Below are 12,412 nucleotides of genomic sequence, written 5' to 3' on the forward strand. Positions count from 1 at the left end.
GCGCGGTTTTTTTGTCGCCGGGCCGCCCCAAGACAAAAAGCGCCCCCTCGGGGGGCAGCGGACCACGCGCAGCGGGGGAGCGTGGGGGTTTTGTTTTGTCGCCGGGCCGCCCCAAGACAAAAAGCGCCCCCTCGGGGGGGGGCAGCGGACTACGCGCAGCGGGGAAGCGTGGGGGTTCTGTTTTGTCGCCGGGCCGCCCCAAGATAAAGGGTGATCAATTGTTGATCGGTCCGTTGAAAGCCGTGCGCTGGCCTTCGAGGAATCCCAGCGCATGGGAGATTTCGCCAGCCGTGTTCTGCAGCTTGGGCAGCCAGCTGTCGTCAAGGCGGTCCGCGGGCGCGGAAATCGACAGGCCGGCAACCAGCTGGCCCTGGTCATCGAACACACCGGCCGCCATGCAGCGCACGCCCAGCTCCAGTTCTTCATTGTCGCGGGCGATGCCGTATTGGCGCGCCTTGCCCAGTTCGCGTTCGAGCATGGGCAACTGTGTGATGCTGTTGCGCGTATGTCCCGGCAGGCCGGTGCGGGTGGCGTAGGCGCGCACGCGCTGAGGGTCATCGGCGGCCAGGAAGAGTTTTCCGGTCGAGGTCAGGTGCAGTGGCGCATGGCCGCCGATGGCGCGCACCACCTGCATGCCCGAGCGTTCGCTGTAGGCGCGTTCGATGTACACGATTTCGTCGCCCTGGCGGACGCTCAGGTTCACCGGCTGCTGGATCAGCTTGTGCAACTGGCGCATGGGAGCCATCGCCGCGTCGCGCACCGAAAGGCGCGCCTTGACCAGGTTGCCCAGTTCGAGCAGGCGCATGCCCAGGCGGTAGCTGCCGGATTCGGGCCGGTCCACGAAGCGGCCTATGGCCAGGTCGTTGAGGATGCGATGTGTCGTGGATGGATGCAGTCCGGTCTTCTCGCTGATTTCCTTGAGTGAAATCGCTTCTTCGCGCGAAGCCAGCACGTCGATGAGAACAAACATGCGCTCCAGCACCTGAACGCTGGGTTTGGCGGGAATATCTGAGTAGTTTTTCTTCATGGATTACCGTGTGTCTCTCGATGCGTGCATTTTATCTTGTGAAATGTGTTTTTGCGGGAGCAGGCACGGCCGCTTCCCGGCTGCAAGGGTAAACCCGATCACCAGGTTGACTGATAGGGTGCATCAGAAGTTGTGATTGGCGTTCGCACGGCATGTTTCCTAGAGTGCGAGCATCCCAGTACTCATTCACTCAGGAGACACGACATGCAGAAGAAAACATGGGTGGCGGCAGCGATTGCCACAGGATTCGCGCTGGCCGCGGCGGGCTTCGCCCAGGCGGGAACGGTGACCGTGCTCACCTCGTTTCCCAAGGAGCTCACGAGCGCATACCAGAAGGCGTTTGAAGCGGCCAACCCCGGCATCAAGGTCGAGATCCTGAACAAGAACACGACGGCGGCCGTGGCCTATGTGCGCGAACTGCCCGAAGGCCAGCGTCCGGACGTGATGTGGGCGAGCGCGCCGGATGCGTTCGAAGTGCTGGCGCGCGCCAAGCTGCTCACGCCGGCGCCCGAGACGGTCAACAAGAACGCGCCGGCCAAGATCGGCAACTATCCGCTCAATGATCCGTCGGGCATGTACTACGGGCAGGCGCTCGCGGGCTACGGGATCATGTGGAACACGCGCTACCTGAAGGCGCACAAGCTCGATGCCCCCAAGGAGTGGAGCGACCTCACCAGGCCCGAATACTTCGGCCATGTGGCGATCTCCTCGCCTTCGCGCTCGGGCACCACGCAGCTCACCGTCGAAACCATTTTGCAGGGCGAAGGCTGGGAGAAGGGCTGGACGCAACTGCTCGAAATGATGGGCAACGCAGCCGCCGTCACCGATCGCAGCTTCGCCGTGCCCGACGGCGTGAACAATGGCCAGTACGGCCTGGGCATCGTGATCGACTTTTTCGGCCTCGCGGGCAAGTATTCGGGCTACCCCGTCGATTTCGTCTACCCGAGCGTGACGGCGGTCGTTCCGGCGAACATCGCCCTGATCGCCGGCGCCAGGAATGCGGATGAGGCCAGGAAATTCATGACCTTCACCATGTCCTCGGAAGGCCAGCAATTGCTGTTCGATCCCAAGATCAGCCGCCTACCCATCCTGCCCTACAACATGCTCAAGGCGCCAGCGGGCTATCCTGTTCCGCAGGAAGTCGCCAAACGCGCGAAGGTGCAGTTCGACACCCATCTGGCCGAGTCGCGCTACCAGGTCGTCATCAACATGTTCGATCAGATGGTGACTTTCCGGCTAAAGGAGCTGCAGGCGGCAACCAAGGCCATTCACGAGGCCGACAAGGCGCTCAAGGCAAAGCCCAACGCGCAGGGCAGGGAACTGCTGGCGCAGGCGCGTTCGCTTGCATTTTCTCCGCTGGTGGGCGAAGCCAATGCCAAGGATCCGCAGTTTCTCGAACTCTTCAAGAAGAGCCGCCGCGACGTGGCCGTGGCCAAGGAGCTGACCGGCATGGAGCAGATGTGGGCAGACAAGGCCAAGGCCAATTACGCCAAGGCGCAGCAACTGGCCCAGCAGGCCAAGGGCATGGCCAGGTAAACCGTCCAACGACTGGGCAATGTGGCGCGCCGCCGCCTGGGCGGCGCGCCATGGGAGCTTCTACATCATGAGTGCAACTCTTGCGACGCGGGGCGCCGGCGTTCCGGCGCGCCCGGCCACGGCGCTGTCGGGCATCGGGCCCTGGATCGCGTTCATCCTGATCGGCCTGTTTCTCCTCGTGTTTCTCATTGTTCCCGTGTGCATGGTGATCTACACCGCATTCGTGACGGAGACCGGCGGCCTGACTTTTGGACACTTCGTCAACTTCTTCGGGCAGACGGTGTTCATGGAGTCTTTCGTCAACAGCGTGCTGGTCGCGCTAGCCAGCGTGTTCTTCGCGAGCGTGATCGCGGTGCCGCTGGCCTATCTGACGGTGCGCTTCGAGTTTCGCGGCGCGCTGCTGATCCAGACACTGGGCGTGCTGCCGCTCATCATGCCGCCCTTTGTGGGCGCCGTGGCGCTGCAGCTCATTTTCGGGCGCAGCGGTTCGGTGAACCTGCTGCTCGACGACTGGTTCGGCTTCACCGTGCCGGTGATGGATGGTCTGACCGGCGTGGTCTTCGTCGAGAGCATCCACTACTTTCCGTTCATCCTGCTGAACCTCGTCGCGGCGATGCGCAATATCGACGGCGCGATGGAGGAGTCCGCGCTCAACCTCGGCTCGCGCGGGTTCCGGCTGTTCCGGCGGATCATTTTCCCGCTGGCGATGCCGGGCTATCTGGCTGGCGCGGCGCTGGTTTTCGTGAAGGTGTTCGACGATCTGGGCACGCCGCTGGTCATGGGCGTGACCAACATGCTCGCACCCCAGGCGTATCTGCGCATCACCTCGGTCGGGCTCGACGATCCGCTGGGCTACGTGATCAGCGTGATCATGATCCTGTTCTCCATCGTCGCGCTGTGGATGTCCGCGCGGCTCATGAAGGGCAAGGACTACGCCACGCTGCAAAAGGGCGGCAGCGCGCTGCAAAAGCGCCGCCTGTCCAGGTGGGAGGCGGTGCTCGCGTATGGTTGGATCGTGCTGGTGCTGCTGATCGTCCTGGCTCCGCATTTCGGCATCCTGCTGATGTCGTTCGCCAAGGTCTGGAGCTTCTCCGTGCTGCCCGAGAGCTTCACGCTCGAGCACTATGTGACGGTGTTCACCGATTCGGGCAACATGATCGGCAATACGCTGCTGTACTGCCTGCTGTCGGCCACGATCGACGTGGTGATCGGCACCGCGATCGCCTACCTGATCCTGCGCACGCGGCTGCCGGCCCGGCAGTGGCTCGATTACATGGCGTCGGTTGCGCTGGCGATCCCCGGGCTGGTGCTGGCGATCGGCTATCTGCGCATGTTCCGGGGCGTGAACCTGCCGTTCAGCGACACGCCGGTGATCGCGTCGTGGGTGCTCATCATGCTGGCCTATGCCGTGCGCCGCCTGCCGTATGCGCTGCGCTCGTGCATGGCGGCGCTGCAGCAGGTCCATATCTCGCTGGAGGAGGCCGCGCAAAGCCTGGGCGCGGGCCGCATCAGCGTGATCCGGCGCGTGATGGTGCCGCTGATGGCGGGCGGCATCATGGCGGGTTTCGTGACCAGCTTCATCACCGCCGCCGTCGAGCTGTCGGCCACCATCATGCTGGTCTCGCGCGAGAGCCAGGCGCCGATCAGCTACGGCATCTATCTCTACATGCAAAGCGTGGCGGGCCGTGGTCCGGGCGCCGCGCTCGGTGTGCTCGCGGTCATCGTCGTGGGCCTGGGAACCTATTTTTCGCATCGCTTCGTGGAGCGCTCGCGCGCCACGGTGCAGTCGGTTTGAATTTTGTGAAATGAACGAGGGATTGCCCACATCATGCAACTCCATCCTGTATCGCTTGAATGCCGCCACGTCAGCCTCTCGTATGGCAACAACGAGGTGCTGCGCGATGTGAACCTGAAGATCGAACCCGGCGAGTTCTTCGCGCTGCTCGGGCCTTCGGGCTCGGGCAAATCCACGCTGCTGCGCCTGATCGCGGGCTTCAACCGCCACCAGCGCGGCGAACTGCTCGTGGACGGGCAGGACATCACCAACGTGCCGCCGCATGCGCGCAACATCGGCATGGTGTTCCAGAACTATGCGCTGTGGCCGCACATGACGGTGTTCGACAACGTCGCCTTCGGCCTGGTGGAACGGCGCGAGACGCGCGATGCCATCAGGCGCAAGGTCGGCGAGGTGCTGGAGCTGGTTGGCCTCTCGCAATTCGCGCAGCGCAGGCCCGGCCAGCTCTCCGGGGGGCAGCAGCAGCGCGTGGCGCTGGCGCGCACGGTGGTGATCGAGCCCAAGCTGCTGCTGCTCGACGAGCCTCTTTCCAACCTCGACAAGAACCTGCGCGTGCAGATGCGCGAGGAGCTCAAGAACCTGCAGCACAAGCTGGGCCTGACTACCGTCTTCGTCACCCACGATCAGGAGGAGGCGATGACCACCGCCGACCGCATGGCCGTGCTCGACAAGGGCGTGCTGCAGCAGGTGGGCTCGGCCGCCGGGCTGTATGACTATCCGCTCAACCGCTTCGTGGCGAGCTTCGTCGGCACCGCCAATGTGCTGGAGGGCGAGGTGATGCGGGTGACGGGCGAGTCGCTGTCCTTTCATGTGCCGGGGATCGGCGATCTTCTGCTGCCCACGCCCTCCGAGGTGCCCGCCATCGGGCGCGCGGCGGTCTCGTTCAGGCCCCACCAGGTGCAGATCACGGTGCGTGACGAAATGGGCGACGCCTCGCGCGTCTGGATGGACGGGCGGGTGGAGAGTGCCGAATTCCTGGGCGAGTTCTCGCGCTATCGCGTGCGCGTGGGCGACGTCGCCGTGGTGGCCGATCAGGCGCACTATGCGGGCATCGACCTGTTGCCCACGGGAACGGTGGTGCGCCTGGGCATCGAGCCCACCCAACTGCGATATCTCGAGGCGTGACGGGTCGCGGCGCGCGCTTCTTCCCCGGTTCTACGGGAATTCCAGTAGCCGGATGGCGGCCGCGCCTGCGTTAGGCTCGCAGGCATGGAGATGTATCAGTTGCGAGCCTACGTCACGGCCGCCACCTTGGGCAGCGTGACGCGGACCGCCGAGGCGCTGCATGTGACCCAGCCCGCGATCACGGCGCAGATAAAGGCTTTGGAGGAGGAGCTTGGCGTCGCCCTGTTCGATCGCCGGCCCGGCCGCATCAGCCTGACGCGGGCAGGCGAGTCGTTGCTCGACGATGCGCGAAAAGTGCTGGATGCGGCGGGCTGGCTTCAGGGGCGCGCCAAGGAACTGCAAGGCGAGATCACGGGACAGATGATCATCGGCACAGTGACCGACCCCGACTCGCTGCGGCTGGGGTCGCTGCTGAGCGCGCTGGTCGCCGCGCTGCCGCTGCTGGAAATCCGGACCCGCCACGGGCTCGCGCAAGAGCTGTGCGAGCAGGTGATGTCCGGCAGCCTGCAGGGGGCGTTCTACCTCGCCGCGTACATGCCGCGGGAACTGGAAGCCCTGGTGCTGCAGACGCGCCACTATCGCATCGTCGCGCCGGCCAGCATGCGCGACGTGGTGCTCAAGGCAGGCTGGCGGGATCTTGCGCAACTGCCGTGGATCGCGGCGCCCGCGCAGCACCACACGCAGCAACTGCTCCAGGCGCTGTTCGCGCGGCAGGGGCTGGCCCCTCATCGGATTCTGGAGGCGGACACCTCCGCCGCGGCTGAAAACCTGGTGCGCGCAGGACTGGGGCTGACGCTGCTGCGCGAGGACAAGGCGGTCGCGCTGGCGGAAAAACACGGCCTGACCATCTGGCCCCATGCGCGCATGCCGGCGCAGCTTGGGTTCATCTACGCGCGCTCGGCCGCGCATGATCCCAGGCTGGTCGCCACCTTGTCACAGTTGCGGCGCGTCTGGGGGCTGATGGACGGCTGAAGCGGCCGGGGCGCGGCTGGCCGCGCGCTGCCCCGGTGCATCGTGCGGCCATGGAGGTGACCGCGGTCGAATGCGGTCGGATTCGCTCAACTGCCACGCGTCACGGGTGCGGCGCCGTTCTTGCCGTTGCCGCCGTATTTTCCCAGTTCCCACTTGGCGATGGCATTGCGGTGAACCTCGTCCGGGCCGTCCGCGAAGCGCAGGGTCCGCACCAGAGTGTAGGCATAGGCCAGAGGGAAATCGTCGCTCATGCCGCCGCCGCCGTGCGCCTGGATGGCCCAGTCGATGACCTGGCAGGCCATGCTGGGCGCCACCACCTTGATCATGGCGATTTCCGTCCTGGCGACCTTGTTGCCCACGGTGTCCATGAGCCATGCGGCCTTGAGCGTGAGCAGCCGGGCCATGTCGATCTTGCAGCGCGCCTCGGCGATGCGCTCCTGCGTGACGGTCTGCGCGCCGATGGGCTTGCCGAACGCAATGCGTTCGTTGGCGCGCCGGCACATGAGTTCGAGCGCGCGTTCGGCCAAGCCGATGGTCCGCATGCAGTGATGGATGCGGCCCGGGCCGAGGCGGCCCTGCGCGATCTCGAAGCCGCGGCCCTCGCCGAGCAGGACGTTGCTGGTGGGCACGCGCACGTTGTCGAAGAACATTTCGGCATGGCCATGCGGCGCGTCGTCGTAGCCGAACACGGTGAGCGGGCGCACGATGCGGATGCCGGGCGTGTCGGCGGGCACGACGATCATGCTCTGCTGCGTGTGTTTGGGTGCATCCGGGTCGGTTTTGCCCATGACGATGAATACCTTGCAGCGCGGGTCGGCCGCGCCCGAGATCCACCATTTGTGGCCGTTGATGACGTAGCCGTCGGCGTCACGCGTGATGCGCGTGCAGATGTTGGTCGCATCGGAGGATGCCACCTCCGGTTCCGTCATCGCGAAGGCCGAGCGGATTTCGCCATCGAGCAGCGGCCTGAGCCAGCGCGCCTTCAGCTCCTCGCTTCCATATCGGGCGATGGTCTCCATGTTGCCGGTGTCGGGCGCGGAGCAGTTGAAGACCTCGCTGGCCCACGGCACCCGTCCCATGATTTCGGCCAGCGGCGCATATTCCTGGTTGGTCAGGCCGGCGCCCGGATAGCCGGCGATCTCGGCGGTGTCCCGTGGGAGAAACAGGTTCCACAGTCCGGCGGCTTTTGCCTGCTGCTTGAGCCGCTCGATCACCGGAATGGGCGTCCAGCGCTTGCCCGCGGCGGTATGGGCGGCGAGCTCGCTCGCGTATCCGGCCTCGGCTGGATAGATGTGCTCGTCCATGAAACGCAGCAGCTGGGCCTGCAGTTCACGGGTCCTGGGCGAATAGTCGAAGTCCATGAAATCCTCCTGGGTGGCGGCGCAGCGCCGCATGGTTGTCGATGGGGCGCGGCGCTATCAGCGTGCGCGGGCGAAGGTTTGGGCGGTGGCCCAGGCGAGTTGCGCGAGCGGTCGGGTTTGCGCTCCGGTTGTTTTGGCCTGGGCGCTTGCCGCGGTGCCTGTCTCCGCGCGCTTGGCGATGCCTTGCAGGATCGCGGCGATGCGGAACATGTTGTAGGCGATGTACCAGGGCCAGTCGGCGCGCAGTTCGTCGCGCGTGGTGATGCCGTGCTCCTCGCAGAATCGCGCGATGCCGGTGCGTTCGCAGTAGCGCGTGATGTAGCTGTCTTCATCCGGAATGCCGAGCGCCGCGAGATCGAGGCCGCCGATGCCGCGCGAGAGCTGGTGCGGGATGTGCCACGACATGCAGTGGTAGCTGAAATCGGCCAGCGGGTGGCCGAGCGTGGACAGCTCCCAGTCGAGCACAGCGACCACGCGCGGCTCGACGGGATGGAACATCAGGTTGTCGAGCCGGTAGTCGCCATGCACGATCGAGACCAGCCGTTCATCGCGCGCGCTGGCGGGCATGTGCTCGGCCAGCCAGGTCATGAGCGTGTCCATCTCCGGGATGGATTCGGTGGCCGAGGCCTGGTATTGCTTGCTCCAGCGTGCGATCTGGCGCTCGAAGTAATTGCCGGGGCGCCCATACCCGGCCAGCCCGCGCGCGGTGAAATCCACGGTGTGCAGCGCGGCGATCACGCGGTTCATTTCGTCGTAGATCGCGGCGCGCTGCGGCCTGTCCATGTCCTGCAGGGACTGGTCCCACAGCACGCGTCCCTGCATGAACTCCATGACGTAGAACGCGCGCCCGATGACGGACTCGTCCTCGCACAGTCCGAGCATCCGCGGCACCGGCACGTCGGTGCCGGCCAGCGCATTCATCACCTGGTATTCGCGCTCGATGGCGTGGGCGGAGGGCAGCAGTTTCGCTGCCGGGCCGGGCTTTGCGCGCATGACGTAGCTGCGCGATGGCGTGATCAGCTTGTAGGTGGGGTTGGATTGGCCGCCCTTGAACATCTCCACCGTCAGAGGTCCGGCGAACCCGTCGATGTTCCCGTTCATCCATGCGGCGAGAGAGGAGAGATCGAAGCGGTGTCGTTCGGTGACCGGCCTGGTGCCGATGAATGCGTCAAACTGGCTCATTGAGCTTGCTCCTTGTCGATGAAATGGGCGCACGCAGGCATGCGCGCATGCTGATGCGCGCAGGGATGCTGCGAGGCGATGCTGGTGTCCGTGCTGCTTCGAGGGGCGCTTCGCGCAGGCGCGCGAGTGCGAAATCGCAGCGCCCGAAGACGCGCACAAAGCCCCACGACGCGGGCAAGCGTGGGGGCTTCTTTTTGCCGCCGGGCTCGCGGCCCGGGCGGAGGGTTTTTTCTAGTGGCTGGCTTCGGCGATCCGCATGAGCGTGGACCGGTCCCGGATCACGAGGCCGCCGGCTTCGATGCGGATGGCTTCCTCGCGCTCCATCGCCTTGAGTTCCTGGTTCACGCGCTGGCGCGAGGCGCCCAGCAGTTGCGCCAGCTCTTCCTGCGCGAGCTGCAGGCCGATGCGGATCTCGTCGCCATCCGCGAGGCTGGGAACGCCATAGCTGCGCGCGAGATGCAGCAACTGCTTGGCCAGCCGCGAGCGCAGGGGCAGGGTGTTCAGGTCCTCGACCAGGCCGAAAAGCTGGCGGATGCGGCGCGACTGCAGTTGCAGCAACGCATCGTAGAGTTCCGCGTGCTGCGAGAGTATCTTCTTGAAATCGGCCCTGGCCACGCACAGGATCGTGGAGTCGCCATGCGCATAGGCATCGTGCGTGCGGCGGTCTCCGTCGAACATCGCCACGTCGCCGAACCAGATGCCCGGCTCGACGTAGGTCAGCGTGATCTGCTTTCCGGAGATGGATGTCGAGCTCACGCGCACCGCGCCACGGGCGCAGGCGATCCACTCGTCCGGCGGATCGCCACGGGCGCAGATCAGTCCCCCATCCCGGAATCGTTTGACGTAGGCGCATCGAAGAATGTCGTGCCGCAGCGAAGGCGACAACGAAGAAAACCAGCGACCACCATTGATCGCTTCACGTTCTTCTATGCTAAGAATCGGCTCATCCATAGGCTGTCTTTTGTGTGACTGACGAGATGGCCTCTGTCACGCGCGCGACGTGGACTGCGGGCCGTCCTTCCTTTGATTGTCACTGATAACGGGGGGCGCGTTTTTCGAGGAATGCCGCGATGCCCTCGCCCGCGTTGGCGTGCGAGAGATTGCGCACGAAATGGTCGCGTTCCTGGTCGAGGTGCCGGTGAAGATCGTTCGCGCGCGCGTCTCCCACCAGTTCCTTGATGCTGGCGAGCGCGTTCGGCGCACGCTGGCCGAGCGTGGCGGCGAACGCGAGCGCATCGTCAAGCGCCTGTCCGGGCTGCGAGAGGCGGTTGACCACGCCAAGCGCGTGCAGGCGCTGCACGTCCACCTTGTCCGCACCCATCAGTATCTCCATCGCGAGCTGGCGCGGCAGCGCGTTGGCGAGGCTCCACGTGCCGCCGCCGTCGGGCGAGAGCCCCACGCGCGAATAGGCCATGATGAACACGGCTTCACGCGATGCGATGATGAAGTCGCAGGCCAGCGCCAGCGAGAAGCCCGCGCCCGCCGCCGGGCCTTCCACCGCGGCAATCACCGGCTTGGGAAAGTTGCGGATGGTGTCGATCCAGCCGTGCAGGGCGTTCACTCCGCGCGCCTGTTCTTCGGCGCTTTCCTGGCGCCGCGCCTGCAGCCGGTTGAGATTGCCGCCCGAGCTGAACATGCCATTGGCGCCGGTGATGATCACGCTGCGTATGTCACGGTTGCGTTCGGCTCCGTTGAGCGCCTCGACGCCCGCGGCGTAGATGGCCGGGTCCAGCGCGTTGCGCGACTGCGGGTTGCTGATGGTGAGCACCATCGTGTGATTGTGGCTTGCGCTTTTCAGTTCTGCGGACATGGACGGGCTTGTCTCGTTCGTTGTGGGAAATGTGCGTTGGCGGGCACGAAGAGGTCACTCTTCCTCGTGCATCAGGCTCAGGCCGATGGCGCCGCGCCGGCGCAGCCAGGGGCTGGGGCGGTAGCGCGTGTCGCCATACACGGTCTGCATGTTGAACAGCACTTCGAGAATGTTGGCCGGGCCCCAGCGGTTGCCCATGGCGAGCGGTCCCATGGGATAGCCCAGGCCCAGTGTGACGGCGGTCTCCAGGTCCTCTGGCGTGCAGATGCCTTGCTGGCAGATGTCGCTGGCGATGTTGACGATGGCCGCCACGACGCGCTGGGTCACGAAGCCGCCGCTGTCGCGGATGACCGAGACGGCCTTGCCGTCGCGCGCGAACAGCGCATGGGCCGCGTCGCGGTAATCGGCGCGCGTGGCCGGGTTGGTCGCCAGCACGCGGCGCTTGGTGGCGGCGTCCTCGACCAGCATGTCGATGCCGATCGTGCGCGCCGGATCCAGGCGCTCGACCACGGCCACCGTGGTGATGTCGAAGCCCAGCGGCGCGACCAGCGTCAGCGCTTCGGCGGAGGGCGATTGCCCGGTCTCGATTTTCGCGCCAAGCTCCTTGAGCAGCTGGAAGATCTCGGCGCGGCGCGCCGCGCGCGTGGATACCCACACCGGCGGGATGTTGTCCACTCGGGGCACGGGGGCTTCTTCGAATACCTGCTGCGCGCCGTTGTCATAGCGGTAGAAGCCTTCCCCCGTCTTGCGGCCGAACACGCCGCCGGCCACACGCTGCGCGCCGATGACGCTGGGGCGATACCGGGGCTCTTCGTAATATTGGTGGTAGATCGACTCCATCACCGGCTGGGACACGTCCAGGCCCGTCAGGTCCATCAGCTCGAACGGGCCGAGCCTGAAGCCGACCTGGTCGCGCAGGATGCGGTCGATGGTGGAGAAGTCGGCGACGCCTTCGCCCAGGATGCGCAGCGCCTCGGTGTTGTAGCCCCGGCCTGCGTGGTTGACGATGAAGCCGGGCGTGTCCTTGGCGCTGACCGGCGTGTGGCCCATCTCGCGCGCATAGGCGGCAAGCCGCGCGCAGGTGGGTGCGTCGGTCTTCAGGCCGCCGATGACCTCCACCACCTTCATGAGCGGAACCGGGTTGAAGAAGTGATAGCCCGCAAAGCGATGCGCGCTCTTGAGCGCCGCGCCGATTGCGGTCACGGACAGCGACGACGTGTTGCTCACCAGCACGGCGGTGTCCGCGACGATGTTCTCGAGCCGGGCGAACAGCTCGCGCTTGACGTCCAGGCGCTCGACAATGGCTTCGACCACCAGATCGCAGGCGGACAGCTCATCCAGGCTGGCGACCGGGATCAGCAGCGTGGACCAGCGCTCGACCTGGGACGGCTCGACGCGGCCCTTGTCGGCCAGCTTTCGCCATTGCTGCTCGATCTGCTGCTTGGCGGATACGGCGGCGTCCGGATTGGTGTCGAAAAGGCATACCGTGCTGCCCGCCTGCGCGGCGATTTGCGCGATGCCCCGGCCCATGGCGCCCGTGCCAACCAGACCGACCTGAGAAAAAGTAATGGTGCTGCTGCTCATGCCGCAATTATGGCGGCATG

At 65.6% G+C, this 12,412-nt stretch carries 10 protein-coding genes; 4 read left to right on the top strand and 6 right to left on the bottom strand.

The features are described from left to right. Window positions 1-214 precede the first annotated feature (214 nt). Entirely contained in the window at window positions 215-1,027 is an 813-nt protein-coding gene (locus tag ABWP92_RS05460; protein ID WP_353234349.1) for an IclR family transcriptional regulator, read from the bottom strand. A gap of 204 nt (window positions 1,028-1,231) precedes the next feature. Between ABWP92_RS05460 and ABWP92_RS05465 the strand changes: the two genes are divergently transcribed. From ABWP92_RS05465 to ABWP92_RS05480, 4 genes are all read left to right on the top strand, one after another. Then, window positions 1,232-2,563: an ABC transporter substrate-binding protein gene (locus ABWP92_RS05465; protein ID WP_353234350.1), complete on the top strand. Its 1,332-nt coding sequence runs from the start codon at window positions 1,232-1,234 to the stop codon at window positions 2,561-2,563. A gap of 67 nt (window positions 2,564-2,630) precedes the next feature. After that, window positions 2,631-4,358 (top strand): ABC transporter permease, encoded by a 1,728-nt coding sequence (locus ABWP92_RS05470; RefSeq protein ID WP_353234351.1) that lies wholly within the window; start codon window positions 2,631-2,633, stop codon window positions 4,356-4,358. Window positions 4,359-4,391: 33 nt separating this feature from the next. Next, window positions 4,392-5,483 (top strand): ABC transporter ATP-binding protein, encoded by a 1,092-nt coding sequence (locus ABWP92_RS05475; protein WP_353234352.1) that lies wholly within the window; start codon window positions 4,392-4,394, stop codon window positions 5,481-5,483. An 84-nt stretch (window positions 5,484-5,567) separates the two neighbouring features. Then, a complete protein-coding gene (locus ABWP92_RS05480) occupies window positions 5,568-6,455 on the top strand; it encodes a LysR family transcriptional regulator (RefSeq protein ID WP_353234353.1) in 888 nt (295 codons plus the stop codon). 86 nt (window positions 6,456-6,541) lie between these two features. Here the strand turns inward: ABWP92_RS05480 and ABWP92_RS05485 are convergent, their stop codons facing one another. From ABWP92_RS05485 to ABWP92_RS05505, 5 genes are all read right to left on the bottom strand, one after another. Further along, window positions 6,542-7,816 carry an acyl-CoA dehydrogenase family protein gene (locus tag ABWP92_RS05485; protein WP_353234354.1) on the bottom strand — a complete coding sequence of 425 codons (1,275 nt, stop codon included), beginning with the start codon at window positions 7,814-7,816 and terminating at the stop codon, window positions 6,542-6,544. A 57-nt stretch (window positions 7,817-7,873) separates the two neighbouring features. Continuing rightward, a complete protein-coding gene (locus ABWP92_RS05490) occupies window positions 7,874-8,998 on the bottom strand; it encodes a phosphotransferase family protein (RefSeq protein WP_353234355.1) in 1,125 nt (374 codons plus the stop codon). A 231-nt stretch (window positions 8,999-9,229) separates the two neighbouring features. After that, window positions 9,230-9,949 (bottom strand): Crp/Fnr family transcriptional regulator, encoded by a 720-nt coding sequence (locus tag ABWP92_RS05495; RefSeq protein WP_353234356.1) that lies wholly within the window; start codon window positions 9,947-9,949, stop codon window positions 9,230-9,232. A gap of 79 nt (window positions 9,950-10,028) precedes the next feature. Then, window positions 10,029-10,808: an oxepin-CoA hydrolase, alternative type gene (locus ABWP92_RS05500; protein WP_353234357.1), complete on the bottom strand. Its 780-nt coding sequence runs from the start codon at window positions 10,806-10,808 to the stop codon at window positions 10,029-10,031. 54 nt (window positions 10,809-10,862) lie between these two features. Then, window positions 10,863-12,392 carry a 3-hydroxyacyl-CoA dehydrogenase gene (locus ABWP92_RS05505; protein ID WP_353234358.1) on the bottom strand — a complete coding sequence of 510 codons (1,530 nt, stop codon included), beginning with the start codon at window positions 12,390-12,392 and terminating at the stop codon, window positions 10,863-10,865. Window positions 12,393-12,412 lie beyond the last annotated feature (20 nt).

The organism is Diaphorobacter ruginosibacter, assembly GCF_040396215.1.
Classification (GTDB): domain Bacteria; phylum Pseudomonadota; class Gammaproteobacteria; order Burkholderiales; family Burkholderiaceae_C; genus Diaphorobacter_A; species Diaphorobacter_A ruginosibacter_A.